The organism is Polaromonas sp., assembly GCF_041689105.1.
Classification (GTDB): Bacteria; Pseudomonadota; Gammaproteobacteria; order Burkholderiales; family Burkholderiaceae_C; genus Polaromonas.
This window is the reverse complement of record NZ_JBDNGU010000201.1, coordinates 1-19,707: the sequence shown is the minus strand read 5'-3', so window position 1 is coordinate 19,707 and position 19,707 is coordinate 1. Positions and strand designations below refer to the sequence as shown.

17 protein-coding genes are annotated in these 19,707 nt (G+C 64.2%); 10 read left to right on the top strand and 7 right to left on the bottom strand.

The window, feature by feature from the left end; translation table 11 throughout:
• On the bottom strand, positions 1-284 hold a 284-nt coding region (locus tag ACESMT_RS20020; RefSeq protein ID WP_372828353.1), incomplete at its 3' end, for a response regulator.
• Positions 285-682: 398 nt separating this feature from the next.
• Here ACESMT_RS20020 and ACESMT_RS20015 point away from each other — a divergent pair.
• Positions 683-3,190 (top strand): membrane-bound PQQ-dependent dehydrogenase, glucose/quinate/shikimate family, encoded by a 2,508-nt coding sequence (locus ACESMT_RS20015; RefSeq protein WP_372828352.1) that lies wholly within the window; start codon positions 683-685, stop codon positions 3,188-3,190.
• Between the two features lie 75 nt (positions 3,191-3,265).
• Here the strand turns inward: ACESMT_RS20015 and ACESMT_RS20010 are convergent, their stop codons facing one another.
• The 3 genes from ACESMT_RS20010 to ACESMT_RS20000 form a co-directional block, all read right to left on the bottom strand.
• A complete protein-coding gene (locus tag ACESMT_RS20010) occupies positions 3,266-3,952 on the bottom strand; it encodes an SPOR domain-containing protein (protein ID WP_372828351.1) in 687 nt (228 codons plus the stop codon).
• A complete protein-coding gene (locus ACESMT_RS20005; protein WP_372828350.1) occupies positions 3,946-4,803 on the bottom strand; it encodes a biotin--[acetyl-CoA-carboxylase] ligase in 858 nt (285 codons plus the stop codon). Before ACESMT_RS20005 ends, ACESMT_RS20010 begins: the two co-directional genes overlap by 7 nt.
• A 168-nt stretch (positions 4,804-4,971) precedes the next feature.
• Positions 4,972-5,688, bottom strand: coding sequence for an SET domain-containing protein (locus ACESMT_RS20000; protein WP_372828349.1), 717 nt, complete (start codon positions 5,686-5,688; stop codon positions 4,972-4,974).
• An 85-nt stretch (positions 5,689-5,773) separates the two neighbouring features.
• Here ACESMT_RS20000 and ACESMT_RS19995 point away from each other — a divergent pair, with 85 nt between their 5' ends.
• Both ACESMT_RS19995 and ACESMT_RS19990 read left to right on the top strand, forming a co-directional pair.
• A complete protein-coding gene (locus ACESMT_RS19995) occupies positions 5,774-6,298 on the top strand; it encodes a TlpA family protein disulfide reductase (protein ID WP_372828348.1) in 525 nt (174 codons plus the stop codon).
• Positions 6,295-9,258, top strand: coding sequence for a DNA topoisomerase III (locus ACESMT_RS19990; RefSeq protein ID WP_372828347.1), 2,964 nt, complete (start codon positions 6,295-6,297; stop codon positions 9,256-9,258). Before ACESMT_RS19995 ends, ACESMT_RS19990 begins: the two co-directional genes overlap by 4 nt.
• A gap of 76 nt (positions 9,259-9,334) precedes the next feature.
• Here ACESMT_RS19990 and ACESMT_RS19985 read toward each other — a convergent pair whose 3' ends face one another.
• Positions 9,335-10,327, bottom strand: coding sequence for an ABC transporter substrate-binding protein (locus ACESMT_RS19985; protein WP_372828346.1), 993 nt, complete (start codon positions 10,325-10,327; stop codon positions 9,335-9,337).
• A gap of 81 nt (positions 10,328-10,408) precedes the next feature.
• Here ACESMT_RS19985 and ACESMT_RS19980 point away from each other — a divergent pair, with 81 nt between their 5' ends.
• The 7 genes from ACESMT_RS19980 to ACESMT_RS19950 all read left to right on the top strand — a co-directional run bounded on the left by ACESMT_RS19980 (position 10,409) and on the right by ACESMT_RS19950 (position 17,299).
• Positions 10,409-11,065 carry a TetR family transcriptional regulator gene (locus ACESMT_RS19980; protein ID WP_372828344.1) on the top strand — a complete coding sequence of 219 codons (657 nt, stop codon included), beginning with the start codon at positions 10,409-10,411 and terminating at the stop codon, positions 11,063-11,065.
• A gap of 38 nt (positions 11,066-11,103) precedes the next feature.
• Positions 11,104-12,471: an L-serine ammonia-lyase gene (locus ACESMT_RS19975; protein ID WP_372828343.1), complete on the top strand. Its 1,368-nt coding sequence runs from the start codon at positions 11,104-11,106 to the stop codon at positions 12,469-12,471.
• A gap of 236 nt (positions 12,472-12,707) precedes the next feature.
• On the top strand, positions 12,708-13,520 hold the full coding sequence (locus tag ACESMT_RS19970; protein ID WP_372828342.1) for an ABC transporter permease: 813 nt from the start codon (positions 12,708-12,710) through the stop codon (positions 13,518-13,520).
• Positions 13,517-14,581, top strand: coding sequence for an NAD-dependent epimerase/dehydratase family protein (locus tag ACESMT_RS19965; RefSeq protein WP_372828341.1), 1,065 nt, complete (start codon positions 13,517-13,519; stop codon positions 14,579-14,581). Before ACESMT_RS19970 ends, ACESMT_RS19965 begins: the two co-directional genes overlap by 4 nt.
• The gene (locus ACESMT_RS19960) at positions 14,568-15,413 is read left to right on the top strand and encodes a GNAT family N-acetyltransferase (protein ID WP_372828340.1); all 846 of its coding nucleotides are present in this window, start codon (positions 14,568-14,570) and stop codon (positions 15,411-15,413) included. The genes ACESMT_RS19965 and ACESMT_RS19960 overlap by 14 nt, the downstream gene beginning before the upstream one ends.
• Positions 15,414-15,440: 27 nt before the next feature.
• On the top strand, positions 15,441-16,508 hold the full coding sequence (locus ACESMT_RS19955) for a dihydrodipicolinate synthase family protein (protein WP_372828339.1): 1,068 nt from the start codon (positions 15,441-15,443) through the stop codon (positions 16,506-16,508).
• A complete protein-coding gene (locus ACESMT_RS19950) occupies positions 16,505-17,299 on the top strand; it encodes an ABC transporter ATP-binding protein (RefSeq protein WP_372828338.1) in 795 nt (264 codons plus the stop codon). Before ACESMT_RS19955 ends, ACESMT_RS19950 begins: the two co-directional genes overlap by 4 nt.
• Positions 17,300-17,439: 140 nt before the next feature.
• On the opposite strand, the gene ACESMT_RS19945 is transcribed toward ACESMT_RS19950, so the two are convergent.
• A complete protein-coding gene (locus ACESMT_RS19945) occupies positions 17,440-18,237 on the bottom strand; it encodes a gamma-glutamyl-gamma-aminobutyrate hydrolase family protein (protein WP_372828354.1) in 798 nt (265 codons plus the stop codon).
• A 174-nt stretch (positions 18,238-18,411) separates the two neighbouring features.
• Positions 18,412-19,707 (bottom strand): sensor histidine kinase N-terminal domain-containing protein (locus ACESMT_RS19940; protein WP_372828337.1); only part of this gene is annotated, 1,296 nt, incomplete at its 5' end.

Here is a 19,707-nt window from a genome sequence, read left to right as displayed (position 1 = left end):
TTTTTGGCAATGTTGCCGTGGTAGTAACTGGTGAGGACGACCACTTTCTGGTTTTGCCGGCGTGTTTGGCACTCCCTGAGCACGCCGAAGCCCGAGCCGTCAGCCAGAAACAGATCCACAATCGCCAGCTGCCAGTCGTCCTGGTGCGCAAGCAACCATTGCCGGGCTTTGGTTTCGCTCTCGGCGTACCCGACGAACCGGCAGGGCGCGACTTCTTCCATGGCCTGGATCAAGGTGTCACGCATGTCGAGCCTGTCTTCGACCAGAAAAGTGCTGAGCAACATGGCCCTTTCCTCCTTTATGAAGCAGTCAAGGTAAACAGGTGGCCCGAACACGTCTGTGGGGTGGCGTCGCAGCAAACTGTAGGCGTGCGCCGACGGTCAGGCCCCGGGGCGGGGCCGGTAATGATGCATGAAATGCCGCGAAAGTCCCGCCTGTTGTGCGTTGGCAGCTATCCAGACGATAGCAATCGTCGGCGGCAGTCATCGGGCCGGTTGGCGCAAAGTCCTTGGAGTTGGGCGCTTTCCTACAGGCCCGGAGGAAGCCGGCGCACAGACGGCGGACCTCCAGACCATTAGGGTGGAAAGCCTTTCCCGGTGTTGACTCGGCTCCTTTGGCTCCTTTATTGGCTGATCTGCGGTACCGGCGTCCGGGCTGCGCAACCGCTTCCCGGAGAAACCGCATGACCACGCAACCAGCCACCAAACGTTCCCGTCTTCCTGTGGTGCTTGCGGTGCTGTGGACTTTGATCGGGCTGGCACTGGGCGTGGCCGGCACCTGGCTGGTGGCGTTGGGTGGCTCCTGGTACTACCTTCTTGCCAGCGTCGGCCTGGTGCTGACCGGGCTGTTGCTGGCCCAGCGCCGGCCGCTGGCACTGGGCCTGTACGCGGCGCTGACGCTTGCGACCTTGCTATGGGCGCTTTGGGAGTCAGGGCTGGACTGGTGGCCGCTGGCGGCGCGCGGCGGTGTCTGGTTTGTGCTGGGCCTGGTCCTGCTCACGCCTTGGGTTACACGCTCCATGGTGGCGTCGGCTTCAGCCCGTCGCGGCAGCGGGCTGGCGCTGAGCGCGACACTGGGCCTGTGGGCTGTGGTTTCGGTAGCCTCGTGGTTTCACGACCCGCATGCGCTGAGCGGCACCCTGCCGCTGATTCAGGCGCAACCGGCTGGCGTGGGGGGAAACGACGCGCCGCCCGGCGAGTGGCCGGCCTACGGCCGCACTGCTGCTGGTCAGCGTTATTCGCCGCTGGCGCAGATCACGCCGGCCAACGTGGCCGGCCTGCAGGAGGCCTGGCATTACCGCACCGGCGACCTGCGCGGGCAAGCCGGCGACCCGACGGAAACCACCTTTGAAGTGACGCCGCTGAAAGTGGGCAACCGCCTGTTCCTGTGCACGCCGCACCAGTCGGTGATTGCGCTGGATGCCACCACGGGTCGCGAAATCTGGCGCTACAACCCGAAGATCCAGGACAAGCTGGCACTGCAGCACCTGACCTGCCGCGGCCTGGCCTACCAGCCGCCTGGCGGCGCTGGCGCGGCGCTGCCGGCGGCTGCGGCGGCCCCGGACCCAGGCCCATCCCCAGCAGCGTCCCTGGCAGCAAGGCAGGAGACAGCGCGGCCTGCGGCGCCGGTGGCCGCAGCAACCGGCGAAACCAGCGCCTACTGCGCCGCCCGGCTGTTCATGCCCACGGCTGACGGCCGCCTGATTGCGCTGAACCCCGACAACGGCGCGGTCTGCACCAGCTTCGGCGGCGGCAAGGGCCAGATCGACCTCTGGGCCCATATGCCCAATGTGCGGCCGGGGGCCTACTACTCGACCTCGCCAGTGGTGCTGACCAGCAAGCTCGTCATCGTGGGCGGAACGGTGCTGGACAACGTCTCGACGCGCGAACAATCCGGCGTGATCCGCGCGTTTGACATCCACACCGGCGAGCTGGTCTGGAACTGGGACCCGGGCAACCCGGACGCCACGGCACCAATAGCGCCAGGGCAGACCTACACCGCCAACTCGCCCAACAGCTGGTCCATCTCCAGCGTGGACGAGGCGCTGGGCCTGGTGTATGTACCGCTGGGCAACCAGCCGCCCGACCAGTGGGGCGGCCAGCGCAGCCCGGCGGTCGAGCGCTTTTCATCGTCCGTTGTTGCGCTGGAGCTGGCGACCGGCAAGGTGCGCTGGAACTTCCAGACGGTGCACCACGACCTGTGGGACTACGACGTGCCGTCGCAGCCCAGCCTGGTGGACCTGAACTTCCAGGGCAAGACCGTGCCGGCGCTGGTGCAGGCCACCAAGCAGGGCGAGATTTTTGTGCTGGACCGGCGCACCGGCGAGCCGCTGTTGCCGGTCAGCGAGATGCCGGCGCCGCAGGGAGCAGCCGAAGGCGACCGGACGGCGCGCACGCAGCCGCATTCGGCGCTGTCGTTTGAGCCGCCGCGCCTCACTGGCCACGACATGTGGGGCGCGACGATGTTCGACCAGCTGTACTGCCGCATTGCCTTTCACCGGCTGCGTTACGAGGGCCGCTTCACGCCGCCCAGCACCGGTGGCTCGCTGATCTACCCGGGCAACTGGGGAGTGTTCAACTGGGGCAGCGTAGCGGTGGACCCGCTGCGGCAGATGGTGTTTTCAGCGCCGGTGCATTTTGCCTTTGTGTCCCGGCTGGTCCGGCGGCCCGATGACCGGGCCTTGATGGTGCAACAGGGCGGCGCGCCGCCGCCGGGCAGCCTGCCCGCGCTCAACGAGAACTTCGGCGCGCCGTTTGCCGCCCAGATGAGTGCCTTCACCTCGCCGCTGGGCATTCCCTGCCAGCAACCGCCCTGGGGTTTTGTGGCGGGTGCCGACCTGACCACCGGCAAGGTGGTGTGGATGCACAAAAACGGCACCATTCGCGACCTGACGCCGCTGCCGCTGCCCTTCAGGATGGGCGTTCCGGTGCTGGGCGGACCGATTGTCACGGCGGGCGGCGTGGCCTTCATGGCGGGCACGCTGGACAACTACATACGCGCCTACGACGTGGCCACGGGCAGGCAGCTGTGGCAGAAGCGTCTGCCGGCCGGCGGGCAGGCGACGCCCATGGCCTACACCGGTGCCAACGGCCGGCAGTACCTGCTGGTGGCGGCCGGCGGCCACGGCTCGGTGGGCACGACGGCGGGCGACCATGTCATCGCCTACGCCCTGCCGCACGCGGAAAAATAAGCCTGAGAACTTGCCACGCGGGCGCATACAGCTATAAAAACAGGAGTGAGCCGGCATTGCAGGGCCGGTGAAAACTCAGGGGCAAGCCTGCAGCGCCTTGCCCTCAAGCTGCGGTTTGACTGCCTCCAGACGGGCGCGCAGCTCTGCATCCACGCTCGCGAACTTGAGGATCTGGCCGCGGGCTTCGGCACGCTCCTGCGTGACCCGGGCGGTGCGCACGCCTTTGGTGGCGATGCGCGCCAGCTCCCTGTCGGCGTCGGCCTGCACCGCAAAGCTGCCCAGCGCCAAGCCGGGGGCCAGCGCCGGGTTGGTGACCGGGCGAAAGGCCACGCCGAGCTGGCGCAGCTCGCCGCGTTTTTTGGCCAGCGATTCTTCGGTGTTGTATTTGCCCATGTACACAATCCAGCGCGCTGGCTCGATGCTGCTTTCAAACTGCCAGCTGCCCGCTGGCAGCGCGGCATCCAGGCTGGCGCGCAGGGTGGCGGTCTGCTGCTCGTTGAACAGGCCGGCCTGCAGGCATTCGGGCGTTGCCGGTGCCTCGGCGGCGGTTGGCGCCAGAGCCGCGCCGGGCGGTCGGGTTTCGATCTTTTTCGCTTCGTCGGGGGTCAGCAGGCGGATGGCCTCGGGCCGGATTTGCGCGGCCATGCGCTGGGGCTCGGACTGCACCGCTGGCGCCAGGCCATAGGCCGCCAGCAGCCCTTGCGACCAGGCCCAGTAACCGGCATTGGCCAGCACCAGCAGCAGCACCGCCAGTCTCAGCATGGGCGTGCCGGCACGGCCTGGCCCACGGGCCGGACGCTGACTTCGGAACTGGAGATTGCTTGCATGCCAGCCGCAGTATGCACCAGCAGCGCGCCGTTTTCGCCGACACCGTGGGCCACGCCTTCGGTGCCGTCGGACAGGTGCACGGCGCGCCCTGCCAACGCATCACGCGCCGCAAAACGCGCCTGGAAGGGCGCAAAACCAAACAGCCCGAAAGCCTGCACCGCCTGCACCAGCGGCGCGGCCAGCAGCTGCAGGGCCTGCGCCACGTCGACGCCGGGCAGCAGGTCCCGCAGTGCGGCGGGCGGCATCGCCGACGCTGCGGGTTCTGCCAGGGCCAGCGGGCGCACGTTGAGGCCGACGCCAATAACCACGTAGCGCAGCTCGCCCCAGCTGGCGGTTTCAACCAGGATGCCGGCCAGCTTGCGCTCGCCCTGCGCATCGGTCAGCCACAGGTCATTGGGCCATTTCAGGCGGATGCGGGGCTGGCCGCCTTGCGGCGCCGGCTCCAGGCTTTCGGCGATGCTGATGCCGACCGCCAGCGACAGACCTGACCAGTCGGCCGGCTGCAGCGGCATGCCCAGCGAAAAGGTCAGGCTGTCGCCCGCGCTGCTTTGCCAGCTGCGCCCCATGCGGCCGCGCCCGGCGCTTTGCTGCTCGGCCACCAGCAGCACAGCCTCGGGGGCGCCGGCCCCTGCAGCGCTGGCCGCGCGGAAGCGCCGCATCAGCTCGGTGTTGCTTGAATCAATGCTGGGCAGCACCTCTACCGTAAAGCCGTGCAGCACGGGCGCCACGACTTCCCGGATGGCTTCGGCCGGCCAGCGGATGGGGGTGGTTGGGGTGGGGCTCATGACGTGGTGCGTTGGAAGGACAGTTTGGCTGAGCGGTGGTCAACAGAACCCCGGTTGCCGGTATGTCACCGCAGACCGGACCCGGGATCCATGCCGCGATGATCACGGGCCCGAGCAGGCCTGTATGGATTGCGGATCAGGCCCGCAATGACAGATCAGGATGGGCGCTCAGGCTTTTTTGCTCTTTTCAGGCTTGCCGTCCTTGCCGGCCTTCTTCAGGATTTTCTTGAGTTCTTTCCTGAACTCTTTTTTCGGCTTCACGGCCTTGTCAGCCATCGCGACCTTTATCTTTTCGGTCTTTTCAGTCTTTTTCGCCTGCTTGTGCTTCTTGGTTTTCTTGCCGTCGTCGTCTTTGGGCGCCAGCAAGGTGCCGCGGCAGCTTTTTGCCCCGCACCAGCACGGGTACTCGGCCAGCAGCTTTTTGGTGTACTTGGCGTCGATGATCAGGCCGTAGTCGTAGAACAGCTCCTCGCCGGCAGGGATGTTGCGCAGTGCCTTGATGAAGACGCGGCCGTCCTGCTCGTCGGCTTCGCAGTTGGGCTTGCAGCTGTGGTTGATCCAGCGCGAGGAGTTGCCGCCATGTTTGGCGTCGATCACATGGTCTTCGTCAATGTGAAAGTAGAAGGTGTGGTTCGCGTCCTTGGGGTCGTGCGGGTGGCGGCGCAGGGCTTCTTTCCAGTTGATGATCTCGCCGATGTATTCGATCAGTGTTTCGCCTTCGGCGAGGTCCTGCACTGCAAATACGCCCTTGCCGTGCACGCCCGAGACGCGTGTCTGGATGCGGCGGCCTGCGGCGGAGTCGGGGCCTGTGGCCGGGCTGGAAAGGGGGGGCAAGACCTGAGTTTTTGACACGACGGTTTTTTTTGGTATGGTTAATTCATGCATGTGCGCGCCCGTGCGGGTGCGCGCGTGCGTACGCGCGAAGCCGCTATTGTAGTGATGCGCTCCACCAACCCAGGATGGCCCAACCATGTTCAACCGCAGAAAACTGATTTCCTGGCTGGCCGCTTTCACCGCGCCTGGCCTGGCCGCGCGCGCCTGGGCCCAGGGACAGGGCAGCCCCCTGCTGGCGGTTGGCAGCACCCTGGCGTTGCCGCCGGTGACACTGCTCGACGGTCGTGTCTGGACACCTGCCGCCGCTGGCGGAAAGACGCTTGTGGTGTACTGGTGGGCCAGCTGGTGCCCTTTTTGTGCCGTCCAGTCGCCCCATATAGAGGCCTTGTGGCGGGCCAACCAGGCCCGGGGGCTGGAGGTGCTGGCCCTGTCGATTGATACCAAGCCCGAGGCGGCGGCGGCCTATATGAAGAGCAAGGGCTACAGTTTTCCTGCGGGAATGCTGACGCCAGAAGTTGCTACAAAGCTGCCCAAGCCGGCCGGCCTGCCCGTAGTGGTGGTGCTCAAGGTGGCGCGTGATGGGCAGAGCGGAAAAGTCGTGTTTGCAGAAGCCGGGGAAATGTTCCCCGAAGATGTACAAGGGTTGAAGAAGTTTTTATGAAAACACTGGTGATTGCAGAAAAGCCTTCGGTGGCGCAGGACATCGTCCGCGCCATCACGCCGACGGCGGGCAAGTTTGAAAAACACGACGAATATTTCGAGAGCGACGAGTGGGTAATCACCTCGGCCGTCGGCCACCTGGTCGAGATCCAGGCGCCGGAAGAGTTTGACGTCAAACGCGGCAAGTGGAGCTTTGCCAACCTGCCGGTGATCCCGCCCTACTTCGACCTGAAGCCGATGGACAAGACCAAGACGCGGCTCAATGCCATCGTCAAGCTGACCAAACGCAAGGACGTAGATGCGCTGGTCAACGCCTGTGACGCGGGTCGCGAAGGCGAGCTGATCTTCCGCCTGATCCAGCAGTACGCCAAAAGCAAACACCCGGTCAAGCGCCTGTGGCTGCAGTCGATGACGCCGGCCGCCATCCGCGACGGTTTTGAAAGCCTGCGCAGCGAAAAGCAGATGCAGGGCCTGGCCGACGCGGCGCGTTCGCGCTCGGAAGCCGACTGGATGGTTGGTATCAACGGCACGCGGGCCATGACGGCTTTCAACTCGCGTGACGGCGGTTTCTTTCTGACGACGGTGGGCCGGGTGCAGACGCCGACCCTGTCGGTGGTGGTCGAGCGCGAGGAGAAAATCCGCAAGTTTGTGAGCCGCGACTATTGGGAAATCCACGCGAGCTTTCTGGCCGAGGCCGGCGAATACCCGGCCAAGTGGTTCGACCCGAAGTGGAAAAAGGCTGCGGCCAACGCCGACAATGCCGAGCCCGATGCCGAGCTGAAGGCTGACCGAGTCTGGTCCGAACGCGAGGCGCTGGCGATTGCCGAGGCCGTGCGCGGCAAGGCCGCCACCGTCACAGAAGAAAGCAAGCCCACCACGCAGGCTGCGGGTCAGCTGTTTGATTTGACCTCGCTGCAGCGCGAGGCCAACGGCAAGTTCGGCTTCTCGGCCAAGACCACGCTGTCGATCGCGCAAAGCCTGTACGAGCGCCACAAGGCACTGACTTACCCGCGTACCGACTCGCGTGCGCTGCCTGAAGATTATTTGCTGGTGGTCAAGCAGACCTTTGAAATGCTGGCTGCCAGCCCGATGAAACACCTGGCGCCGCATGCGGCCACCGCGATCAAGGGCAACTACATCAAGCCCAGCAAGCGCATTTTCGACAACGCCAAGGTGAGCGATCACTTCGCTATCATCCCCACGCTGCAGACACCCAGCGGCCTGAGCGACGCCGAGCAAAAGCTTTATGACCTGGTGGTGCGCCGCTTCATGGCGGTGTTTTTCCCGAGCGCTGAATACCTGGTGACGACACGTATCTCGCAATCCGTCGGTCACAGCTTCAAGACCGAAGGCAAGGTGCTGGTCAAGCCGGGCTGGCTGGCGATCTACGGCAAGGAAGCCGAAGACGAAAACACCGACGAAAAAGACAGCAAGACCCTGGTGGCAGTCAAGCCGGGCGAGATGGTGCGCGCCGAAGTGGTCGAGGCCAAGGCCCTGAAAACCCGGCCGCCGGCGCGTTATTCGGAAGCCACCCTGCTGGGCGCCATGGAAGGCGCCGGCAAGACCATTGACGACGACGAGTTGCGCGAGGCCATGCAGGAAAAAGGCCTGGGCACACCGGCCACGCGTGCGGCGACCATCGAGGGCCTGATCAACGAGAAATACATGCTGCGCGAAGGCCGCGAGCTGATCCCGACGGCCAAAGCCTTTCAGCTCATGACGCTGCTGCGCGGCCTGGGCGTGGAAGAACTCTCGCGTGCCGACCTGACCGGCGACTGGGAATACAAACTCGCGCAGATGGAAAAGGGCAACCTGAGCCGCGAGACCTTCATGGCCGAGATTGCCGACATGACCAAAAACCTGGTCAACAAGGCCAAGGGTTACGACAAGGACACGATTCCTGGCGACTACGCGACATTGAGTGCGCCCTGCCCCAACTGCGGCGGCATCATCCGGGAAAACTACCGGCGCTACACCTGCACCGGCAAAAAGGGTGAAAACGCCGACAGCGGTTGCGGCTTTTCCTTCGGCAAGACGCCGGCCGGCCGCACCTTTGAAGTGGCCGAGGTTGAGCAGTTTTTGCGTGACAAAAAAATCGGTCCGCTCGACGGCTTTCGCTCCAAGGCGGGCTGGCCTTTCACGGCCGAGATGGTCATCAAGTTCGACGAAGAGACGAAGAACTACAAACTAGAGTTTGATTTCGGCGACGACAAGGCCGGCGAAACCGGCGAGATCGTCGACTTCAGCGCCCAGCAGTCGCTGGGCGCCTGCCCCAAGTGCGGCGCAGGCGTGTTCGAACACGGCAAGAACTATGTCTGCGAAAAGTCGGTACCGACCAACGCGCAACCGACCCCCAGCTGCGACTTCAAGACCGGCCAGATGATCCTGCAGCAGCCGGTCGAGCGCGAGCAGATGGTCAAGCTGCTGACGACCGGCAAGACCGACCTGCTCGACAAGTTTGTCTCCATGCGCACACGCCGGCCGTTCAAGGCCATGCTGGCCTGGGACGCCGAAGCCGGCAAGGTGAACTTCGAATTCGCGCCGTCCAAGTTCCCGCCGCGCAAGACGGCCGGATCGCCAAGAACCGGCACGGTGAAAACGCCGTTCGGCAAAACCGTTGCGGCCAAGTCCGCAGGCCCCGCTGCGAAGAAGGTTGCCGCTAAAAAAGTCGCCGCCAAAAAAACACCGGCCGCCAAGGTGGCCAAACCCAAAGTCGCGCGTGTGGCCAAGCCCGGCAGCGGCCTGAAACCCAGTGACGCGTTGGCTGCGGTGATAGGCGCCGAGCCGGTGGCGCGCACCCAGGTCATCAAGAAACTCTGGGACTACATCAAGGCCGAAGGTCTGCAGGACGCGGCCAACAAGCGCGCCATCAATGCCGACGCCAAGCTGCTCGCGGTGTTTGGCAAACCGCAGGTGACGATGTTTGAGTTGGCGGGGATTGTCGGCAAGCACCTGAGCTGACGCCCAGGTGCCGGCCCTGGCGCTCACGGCCTGCGTCTGGCCGGGAGCGCAGCGGGGGAACACCCCCGCAAGGACCTCAGTTCGCGGTCATGCGAAGGTTCTTGTCGAGGAACTCGTTGGTGAACATGGTGGCCGGATCGAAGGGTTTGTCTATGCCGATCAGGCTTTGCACCAGGTCGTAGTCGGCCTTAATACGTGCGCTGTCAAAGCTGCCCAGGGCAACCTTGGTCGTGGTGTCGTCGCGCATCAATTGCTTGATGCGTTCCCACTGGTCACGCTGGTTGTCCGGGTTCAAACCGCTGACGTCGGTAGTCAGTGCCTGCAGGCAAGGGGAAAAATCCTTGACGCATTCCGCATAGGCGCGTTGCGTCACGGCGACAAATTTCCTTATGCGATCAGTGTTGGCGGCCAGATAAGCGCCATTGACCACAAAGGCATTGCCGTACACATTGACGCCGATGGAGCGCCAAGCCACAAAGCCCAGGTCTGCGCCGAATTCGCGAACCTTCAGGTCATGTTCGTTGTAGAAGTCGCTGATGATGTCGACAGACTTGCTTTTCAGTGCGGCGACCTTGGCTGGCGGGCTGATATTCACAAAATTCACGGAGGCCGGCTCCAGCCCGGTTTTCTTGGCGAAGGCGGGCCACATCAGGCGCGAGGCATCACCGGGCGGGTTACCGATCTTGCGGCCGGCAAAGTCCTTGGGGCCAGTGATGCCGGACGATTTGAGCCAATAAAAGCCCTGGGGGGAATTGGCATAAATCACCATGATGGCCTTGAGGTCCGCGCCTTTGCCTTTGGCCTGCATGGCGGTGGGGAGGTCGGCGATGCCGACGTCCGCGCCGCCCGAACCCACGCGTTGCGCTGCCACGCCAGAGCCCCTGCCCGCCTCGATCTTGAGGTCAATCCCGGCGTCGTTGTACCAGCCTTTGGATTTTGCGTAGTAGATCGGTGAATGATCGGCTGTGGGAGTCCAGTTCAACATCAGGCTCATGGGGTCTGCCGCCATGGCAAATGAGGCGCTTGTCGCCAACAATAGGGTGGCGGCGGATTTCACTAGTCTTCGCATGGGTTCAACTCCAGAAATGAATGATTGATCGGATGGGGCGCTTTCCAGTTTATATTACCAACTGTTTGGTTGAGAAGCAATATGGCCACTTTATTGAAAAACCCTGAACCTGCACTGCAGACGCCCAGGCGCGATGCCTCGGTCGCCAGGGCAGCCCTCATCGCGGCTGCCGTGGCGGAGTTTTCGCGCAAGGGCTTTGCCGGCGCGCGCGTAGACGAGATCGCGGCCGTCGCGGGGGTCAACAAGCAATTGGTCTACCACTACTTTGACAGCAAGCAGGGGCTTTACCTCGTCGCGCTGGAGGCGGTTTACGCCGAAATACGCGAGAAGGAACAAAAGTTGTCGCTGGGGGCGCTGGAGCCCATGGAGGCCATGGCCCAGCTGGTGGGCTTCTCATTTGACTACTTGGCTGAGCATCCGGAATTCATTGCGCTGCTGACCGACGAAAACCGCAACCAGGGCAGTCACATCCTGGCTTCCGAGCGCTTGCAGAAGATGCACTCGCCGTTCATCGAGATGCTGGAGGCCACGCTGGAGCGCGGTGTGAGTGCGGGCGTGTTCCGCGCTGACTTTGATGCGATCAACCTCTATATTTCCGTCGCTGGCATTTCGTATTTCTTCTTTTCAAACAACCATACGCTTTCGGCCATCTTCGGCAAGCCGCTGGGCTCGCGTGGCGCGTTGGTGCAACGCCGGCGTCACGTGATTGAGTTTGCGCTGAATGCCCTGCGGCCCTGACGCCGCATGACCCCTTGTTTCCGAGATATGGACCACTCATGACCCTCAGCGTGCTGGATATTTTCAAGATTGGCATCGGCCCGTCCAGTTCGCACACGGTAGGCCCGATGCGCGCGGCGGCCCGTTTTGTTCGCTGCCTGGCCGAGGGCGGTCTGCTTGGGCAAACCGCCGCTGTGCGAACCGAGCTTTATGGCTCGCTGGGCGCTACCGGCAAGGGCCACGGTAGCGGAAAAGCCGTGATGCTGGGGCTGCAGGGCGAAGAGCCGGACTGCGTCGATACGTCGACCACAGATGCCCGACTGGCAAAAATCCGCAGCGACCAGAGCCTGCGCCTGCAGGGCACCCACGCCGTGCGTTTTTTTGAAACAGAACACCTGCTGTACTACCGCAAGACGCTGCCGTTTCATCCCAACGGCATGCGTTTTATCGCGTTGTCGGCCGAGGGTGCCGTGCTGTGCTCGCGCGACTATTACTCGGTGGGTGGCGGTTTTGTGGTGGACGACGGCGCGCGGGCGTTGGTGACGGTTGACACCCCTGTGCCTTACCCTTTCACCACCGGGGACCAACTGCTGGGCTTGTGCAAAGCGCAGGGGCTGTCCGTCAGTGCATTGATGCGCGCCAACGAAGCCGCTCTGCGACCCGAGGCCGAGACTTCGGCCGGTCTGGCGCGGATCTGGACCGTGATGCAGGAGTGCGTGCGCAATGGCTGCGCCCATGAAGGCGTGCTGCCGGGACCGATGCGCCTGAAGCGCCGTGCTCCCGACCTGCTGCGCCAGCTCAACAGCCAACCGCAAGCTGGACTGACCGACCCGCTGGTCGTGCTGGACTGGATCAGCCTGTATGCACTGGCGGTCAACGAGGAAAACGCCAGCGGCGGACGGGTGGTGACGGCGCCCACTAACGGAGCGGCCGGCATCATCCCGGCGGTGCTGCATTACTACACCCGCTTCATCCATGGGGCAAACGCCGAAGGCGTAGAGCGCTTTTTGCTGACGGCTGCGGCGATCGCCCTTCTGTACAAGGAAAACGCCTCGCTCTCCGGCGCCGAAGTGGGTTGCCAGGGCGAGGTTGGCGTGGCTTGTTCGATGGCTGCAGGCGCGCTGGCCGAAGTGCTGGGCGGCACGCCGGCACAGGTGGAGAACGCAGCGGAGATCGGCATGGAGCACAACCTGGGCCTGACCTGCGACCCGGTGGGGGGTCTGGTGCAGGTGCCCTGCATAGAGCGCAACGCCATGGGGGCTACCAAAGCCATCAATGCCGCGCGCATGGCGCTGCGCGGTGACGGCAGCCATTCGGTCTCGCTGGACCAGGTTATCAAGACCATGCGCGAGACCGGCGCCGACATGAAGACCAAGTACAAGGAGACCTCGCGCGGCGGCCTGGCGGTCAACGTGATCGAGTGTTAACGTGAAATTCGCGAAGCGACGCTTCTCACCCTCGCCCACTTGTGGGAGAGGGCCGGGGTGAGGGTACTGGCATGGCGCATTAATTTCATGGTTTGGGTTGACGTGTCGCCATGCCAGTTAGTCCCCGCGCGCTGCCGGCGGCGCTTGCTGATCTGAAGTTAATTCAACTAGTTGGTTGACAACGGTTTGCGGCAAATCTATGATTCGCGAATGACTGTTTGCGCGAAGGAATTCACATGAAGGCTCCCCTTGATGGTGTGGCGTTGGCTGTTGCGCCAGCGCCGGACGGCAGCGGACCGCCCTGGGGGCGCTGGGGGACCATTGTGGGCATCCACCTGGCGGGCGTGTTGCTCTGGGAAGCCGTGGTGCGCGTTTTCGCCATCCAGTCCTTCATCCTGCCGGCGCCGTCGCGGGTGCTGGCAACCCTGTCCAACACCAACCTGAGCTGGCTCAGCAACACCACGGTCACGGCGATCGAGATTTTCGGCGGCTATGCCCTGGGGCTGGTGCTGGGCATCCTGTGCGCCCTGTTGTTCATCACCAGCCGGCGGCTCACGCTGCTGGTGTTTCCGGTGCTGGTCACGCTGAACATGGTCCCCAAGGTGGCGCTCGGGCCGCTGGTCATCGTCTGGTTCAGCTACGGTATAGCCACCAATATCCTGATCACTTTCAGCCTGTGTTTTTTCCCCATCCTGCTGACCACCATTCGCGGCCTCAATGAGACCGAGCCCGAACTGCTCGACCTGGTGCGCGCGCTCAAAGGCTCACGCTGGCAGCTGTTTCGCTACATCCAGCTGCCGGGCTCCCTGCCCTACGTGTTTTCCGGGATGAAAGTCGCCACCATCCTGGCGGTCGCCGGCGCTGTGGTCGGTGAGTTCATTGCTTCCGACAAGGGCCTGGGTTACCTGATGATTCAGCTGCAGGCCTCGCTCGACACCCCTGCCGTCTTCATGGCCGTGCTGCTCATCACCGGACTGGGCGTGCTGCTTTACCTGCTGGTCCTCCTGCTGGAGCGGCTCCTCATCACCCAAGACGCAAGAATTCAATGACCCACACGTCAAATCCCTCCCCCACCGTGCTGGACGACCTGGCCTTTCCGGAAAGCTTCGCCGACGAACAGGCCCTGGAGGACTACCTGGCCACGCCTTCGCTTGATCTGGTCCGGGATCTGGCGCGCCTCGATGGCGACCTGATGATTCTGGGTGTGGGCGGGAAAATGGGACCCACCTTGGCGCGCCTGGCACGCAATGCCATGCCTGGTCGCCGTGTGATAGCAGTGGCGCGTTTCAGCGAGCCCGGTGTGCGCGAGATGCTGGAAAAACACGGCATCGATACCATCAGCTGCGACCTGCTGGACCGCGCTGCCGTGGCCGCGTTGCCGCAGTGCGCCAATGTGGTGTTCATGGCGGGCCGCAAGTTCGGCGCTGACGCCAACAACCCGCTGACCTGGGCCATGAACGCCCATGTGCCGGCCCTGGTGGCTGAGACTTTCAAAACCTCGCGCATCGTGGCTTTTTCCACGGCCTGTGTGTACCCCTTTGTACCGGTCATCAGCCAGGGCTCCGCCGAAGACTCGTCCCTGAGTCCTCCTGGCGAATACGCCAACTCCTGTGTCGGTCGGGAGCGCATGTTCGAATATTTCTCGCAGGTTCATGGCACCCCGGGCCGTCTGTTCCGCCTGAGCTACGCGATCGACCTGCGTTATGGCGTGCTGGCCGATGTGGCCACCAAGGTGTGGCGCGGCGAGCAGATTGACGTGACCATGGGTCATGTCAACGTCATCTGGCAAGGCGACGCCAACGCGCAGGCCCTGCGCTGCCTGGCCGTCGCGACCGTTCCGACGTCGCCCCTGAACGTGAGCGGGCCCGAGACCACCTCCATCCGCTGGTTGGCCCAGGAGTTTGCGCGGCGCTTTGGCAAGCCCGCCCACATCGTCGGCGAGGAAGCGCCAACCGCCTGGCTCATGAACACCGGCGAGGCCGAGCGCCTGTTCGGCTACCCGCGCGTCTCGCTGTCGCGCCAGATCGGCTGGGTGGCGGACTGGATTTCCCGCGAGCAGCGCCTGTACGGCAAGCCGACCAAGTTCGAATCCCGCGATGGCAAATACTGAAGCGGCCGTCCGCGTCGAAACGCTGGAGTCGTTGACCCCCGCCGTACAGGCCGGGCTGGACGCACTGGTGCTGCAAAGCGGCTGGAACCAGACGCCGCAGGACTGGGCGATTTTTTCGCGCGAAGGCACAACCTGCGTCGTGCGCGATGCGCAGGGTCAGATCATCGCCAGTGGCGCGGTGTTGCCTCACGGCCCACAGGTCAGCTGGATCAGCATGATCCTGGTGGCGCCCGATGCACGCGGCCGGGGCCTGGGCAGTGCAGTGTTTTTGCACTGTCTGGACCTGGTGAGAGCCGCGGAGCGAACCGCTTACCTGGACGCCACACCGGACGGGCAGCGCCTCTATAGCCAGTTCGGCTTTTCACCGGTGTATGGGCTGACGCGCTGGCAACGCGCTGCCCAGCCGCAGTCCAGGTCGGCGGCGCGCAGCACGCAGCTCCCCGACGCCAAAGCGCTGGCTGCGCTGGATGCAGAGGCGCTGGGCGCGCCGCGCCCCGCACTGCTGGCGGACTTTCTGGCGCGGCCGGATACACGCTGTGTGCGCAGCACCGAGGGTTTTGCCATCGTTCGGCGCGGGCGCATCGCCCACCAGATCGGGCCCTTGCTGGCCCTGCATGAAGCCGGCGCCGCAGAGTTGATGACGCGCGCCATACAGGGTCTGACCGAACCCGTTTTCATCGATGTGCCCGATGCACGCACCGTATTCGCCCGCCAGCTTCGCGACGCGGGCTTCACGCCGCAGCGCAGTTTCATGCGCATGGGGCTGGGCGATCAGCCCCTGCAGGGACAAACCCATTTCATTCACGCGATTGCTGGCCCGGAATTCGGGTAAGCCGCAGCCACAGATACAGGAGTCCCCATGCCCTTGAACCGATCCGACCTGCCAGAAGACGTGCTGGCGCTGCTGGCGCAAGGCACAGTGATTCCCGCCCATCCGCTGGCACTGAATGCCCAGCGCCAGTTCGACCGCCAGCGCCAGCGCGCGCTCACACGCTATTACGTGGATGCCGGTGCCGGCGGCCTCGCCGTGGGGGTGCACACCACGCAGTTCAGCATCCGCGAACGCGGCCTGTACGAGCCCGTGTTGCGCGCTGCCATGGAAGACAGGCTGGCCTGGTCCAGCCGTCCCATGGCCATGATTGCCGGCCTGTGCGGCAGCACGGCCCAGGCGCGCGCCGAGGCGCAAACTGCGATCGGGCTCGGTTACCACGCCGGGCTGCTGAGCCTGGCGGCGTTGGCCCATGCCTCGGAGCACGAGCTGATTGCACATTGCGAAGCTGTAGCGCAAGAGATTCCGCTGATTGGGTTTTACCTGCAGACCGTGGTGGGCGGGCCGGTGTTGTCCAGCGATTTTTGGCGCCGTTTTGCCCTGATCCCGAACGCCTTGGCCATCAAGGTCGCGCCCTTTAACCGTTACCGCAGTCTGGACGTGGTGCGTGGTCTGGTCGATGCGCGTGCGGAGGAGCGTGTGTTCCTCTACACCGGCAACGATGACCACATCGTGCTTGATCTCGCCCTGCCGTTTGCGGCCATGCGTGACGGCCAGGCCGTGACCGTGCGTTTTCGTGGTGGTCTGCTGGGCCACTGGTCGGTGTGGACGGCCAGCGCGGTCAGCCAGCTGGCACAGATCAAGGCTGAACTGGCGGCCAACGGCGGCATGCTGAGTCCGCAGCTGCTGGCGCTTGATTCACGGGTGACCGACTGCAACAGCGCCTTCTTTGACGTGGCCAACAATTTCCACGGTTGTATTGCCGGCTGCCATGAAGTGCTGCGGCGCCAAGGCCTGCTGGAAGGTATCTGGTGCCTGGACCCGGCAGAAGGCCTGGGCACCGGCCAGGCCGGGCAGATCGACCGCGTCTACCAGGCCCACGGTGACCTGAGCGACGACGCCTTTGTGCACGCGAACCTGCAGCGGTGGCTGTCATGAGCGCGGTTCCCAGTGTTCCTGCGCGGGGCGAGGCCCTGATCAGCATGCATCAGTTGCGCAAGGTCTACCGCAAGGGCGCGCAGGAGTTCCTCGCGATCTCTGACGTGACCCTGGACATCCACGAGGGCGATATGGTGTCGCTGGTCGGTCCCTCGGGCTGTGGCAAGTCCACGCTGCTCAAGATACTTGCCGGCCTGCATGGCCACGACGGTGGCACCCTGCAGATTGGCGGAACCGGCAGCGCGGCTTTCAACCCCGGACGCGACGTGGGCATGGTGTTCCAGCAGCCGCTGCTGCTGAAGTGGCGGAGCATCCTGGACAACGTGTTGCTGCCCGCGGACATCCTCGGCTTGCCGCGCAAGGCGGCGGTGGAACGTGCGCATGGTCTGCTGGAGATGGTGGGGCTGACCGGTTTTGCCGACAAGCACCCGTACGAGCTGTCGGGTGGCATGCAGCAGCGTGCTTCCATTGCAAGGGCCCTGATTCACGACCCCAAGCTGGTGCTGATGGACGAGCCTTTCGGCGCACTGGATGCGCTGACCCGCGAAAAAATGAATCTGGAGATGCTGCGTATCTGGGAGCAGAGCCGCAAGACTTTCGTGGTGGTGACACACAGCATCCAGGAGGCGGTGTTTCTCGGCTCGCACTGCGCGGTGTTGACCGCCGGGCCCGCGCGCATGGCCGACTTCTTTCCCATCGACCTGCCCGAGCCGCGCAAGCTGCACATCAAGACAACACCTGCCTTTGGCGCCTACGTCACGCGGATTTACGACTTGCTGGGCGTGGAGTGAAGCGGTAACCGGGCCGGCAGCTTGCCGACCCGGATCTTATTTACTATTGAATTAATAGCTGGCTGGGTGCGTCCAGCATGGGCTGCCGCCCTGTTTTACATAAAAATAGCAGGCTCACTCTTGCTGCACGGGCCGATTCATCATGCGGGTGCTGTGAGCCTTGCTTTCGCCGCCGCCACAGCGGCAAGAAAGTCCTCCAGCACCGCCGCATCATCAATCGTGTCCGAGCCCGGCTGGTGAAACTCGGGGTGCCACTGCAGGGCCGCGATATAACTTTTCGCGGGGTCCTTGCGGCGTATGGCCTCGACGATGCCGTCGGACACGCTGATGGCCTCGGCCTCGAATTCGGACGCCAGGTCCTTGATGCCCTGGTGGTGAATGCTGTTCACGCGGGCGCGCTCCACGCCGGGGTACAGGCTGGACAGTCGCGTGCCCTGCACGATGTCCACGCTGTGGAAGTTCTGGTCGTAGACCACAGCGTCGCGGTGCGAGAAGGACTCGGGCAGCTGGGTGTCGATGTCCTGGTAAAGGGTGCCACCGAAAGCCACATTGAGCAGCTGCAGGCCACGGCAAATGCCGAACACCGGCTTGCCAGCTTTGACGAAGGAGTCGACCAAGGCCTTGTCGTATTCATCGCGCACCCGGTCGCCGGACCAGCGCTGGTCCAGCGGCTCTTCGCCGTAGCTGCCTGGCCAGACGTCCTCGCCGCCGTGCAGCACCAGTCCGTCAAGCCACTGGGCGTAGTCGTCGAAGTTGACGTCGCCGCGCTGCGTGCTGCCAGTTGGGCAGGGCACCATGACGACCATGGCGCCGGAGGACATGATCCAGTGCGCTACCGACTGCTCGACGTATTGCAGGGTCTTGCCGGTGAACAGCGAGCGCGCGTGGTCGGGGTGGGAAAAACAGGCGGACAGGCCGATTTTCAGGCGGGTGCGCATGTGGCGCCGGCTTTCGCGCGTGCTCGCGCTGGTGGCTGTGGGGGTCACGGGGGGCTTGGCGGTCTTGGGGCTCATGATGGCGGGCAGGATTCGGTGAACAGACATCCAGTGTAGGCAGGATGCCGGCCGCGCATCTACAGACGGCGTCTTACACCGGGGACGGACAAGACCGCGTCATTCCAGTGGCAGGGCGGCAAAACCCATGAAACGGATGGTCACCCGTGCGCCTGCGGGGGTGTGCCCGGGCAGGGCGTCTTCAATCGAGACGGTGGCGCCGTGCTGCTTGGCGATTTCTTCCACGATGGCCAGACCCAGGCCGGAGCCGTCCACGTTGGTGCCGAGCGCGCGGTAAAAGGGCTGCAACACCAGCTCGCGCTCAGCAGCCGGGATGCCCGGGCCGGAGTCTTCAACCTGCAGCACCATCACGCCGCTGAAGCGGTCGGTCAGCAGGCGCACTGTGACCTGCCCGCCTTCTGGCGTGTAGTTGAGGGCGTTGTCGAGCAGATTGCGCACCAGCTCCTTGAGCAAGGTCGGGTTGGCCTCGAGAAGGCTGGCTTCTTCGCCTGCGGGCGGGCCGTCGTAGCCGAGGTCGATGTGTTTTTCCAGAGCGCGCGGCACCGAGTCCTGGATCGCGTCGGAGAGAACCTGCACCACGTCGAGCTTCTGCTTGGCAAGGCTGCGGCCCGTGGTCTCGGCACGGGCCAGGGCAAGCAGCTGGTTGACGGTGTGGGTCGCGCGCACGCTGGCGCGGCCGATCTGCTTGAGGGATTTCTTCAGCTCTTCCGCATCGGTCTGGCGCTGCGCCAGGTCGGCCTGCATGCGCAGGCCGGCCAGCGGTGTCTTGAGCTGGTGAGCGGCGTCGGCGAGGAAGCGCTTCTGCGTGCTCAGCAACACCTTGAGCCGGCTCAGCAAGTCGTTGATCGACGAAACCAGTGGCGCAACTTCTTCGGGCACCACGCTTTCGTCGAGCGGGCTCATGTCGTCGGATTTTCGCGCGCGGATGCGCTTTTCCAGCTGGTCCAGCGGCTTGATGCCGCGCACCAGCGCCAGCCAGACCAGCAGCACCGCCAGCGGCAGGGTGACAAACTGCGGCACCATCACGCCCTTGACGATTTCAGTGGCCAGGGTTTTGCGCTTTTCCCGTGTCTCGGCCACCTGCACAAGGATGGGTTGGGCGCCCGGCGAATCGACCGGGATCCAGGTGTAGGCCACGCGCACCTCTTCCCCCTGCATGAGGTCTTCGCGCAACCGCACCTCGCCGCTGAAGGACGCCTCGTCGGCGGGTGGCAGCGGGAGGTCATGCTCGCCGCTGATGAATTCGCCGCGCGTGCCCAGCACCTGGTAGAACACCAGGTCGGTATCGTCGGCGCGCAGGATTTCGCGCGCCGACGCCGTCAGGTTGAACTGCACCTGCTTGTTCTTGACGACGATCAGCTTGGACAAAGCCTGCACGTTGTATTCAAGCGCGCG

Coding starts and splice junctions, on each gene's coding strand:
- ACESMT_RS20005 (WP_372828350.1), bottom strand. CDS start 4,803: ATGAGCCCCACCCCAACCACCCCCATCCGCTGGCCGGCCGAAGCCATC.
- ACESMT_RS19965 (WP_372828341.1), top strand. CDS start 13,517: ATGACCCACACGTCAAATCCCTCCCCCACCGTGCTGGACGACCTGGCC.
- ACESMT_RS19970 (WP_372828342.1), top strand. CDS start 12,708: ATGAAGGCTCCCCTTGATGGTGTGGCGTTGGCTGTTGCGCCAGCGCCG.
- ACESMT_RS20000 (WP_372828349.1), bottom strand. CDS start 5,688: ATGCATGAATTAACCATACCAAAAAAAACCGTCGTGTCAAAAACTCAG.
- ACESMT_RS19985 (WP_372828346.1), bottom strand. CDS start 10,327: ATGCGAAGACTAGTGAAATCCGCCGCCACCCTATTGTTGGCGACAAGC.
- ACESMT_RS19990 (WP_372828347.1), top strand. CDS start 6,295: ATGAAAACACTGGTGATTGCAGAAAAGCCTTCGGTGGCGCAGGACATC.
- ACESMT_RS20015 (WP_372828352.1), top strand. CDS start 683: ATGACCACGCAACCAGCCACCAAACGTTCCCGTCTTCCTGTGGTGCTT.
- ACESMT_RS19975 (WP_372828343.1), top strand. CDS start 11,104: ATGACCCTCAGCGTGCTGGATATTTTCAAGATTGGCATCGGCCCGTCC.
- ACESMT_RS19955 (WP_372828339.1), top strand. CDS start 15,441: ATGCCCTTGAACCGATCCGACCTGCCAGAAGACGTGCTGGCGCTGCTG.
- ACESMT_RS19995 (WP_372828348.1), top strand. CDS start 5,774: ATGTTCAACCGCAGAAAACTGATTTCCTGGCTGGCCGCTTTCACCGCG.
- ACESMT_RS19980 (WP_372828344.1), top strand. CDS start 10,409: ATGGCCACTTTATTGAAAAACCCTGAACCTGCACTGCAGACGCCCAGG.
- ACESMT_RS20010 (WP_372828351.1), bottom strand. CDS start 3,952: ATGCTGAGACTGGCGGTGCTGCTGCTGGTGCTGGCCAATGCCGGTTAC.
- ACESMT_RS19960 (WP_372828340.1), top strand. CDS start 14,568: ATGGCAAATACTGAAGCGGCCGTCCGCGTCGAAACGCTGGAGTCGTTG.
- ACESMT_RS19950 (WP_372828338.1), top strand. CDS start 16,505: ATGAGCGCGGTTCCCAGTGTTCCTGCGCGGGGCGAGGCCCTGATCAGC.
- ACESMT_RS19945 (WP_372828354.1), bottom strand. CDS start 18,237: ATGCGCACCCGCCTGAAAATCGGCCTGTCCGCCTGTTTTTCCCACCCC.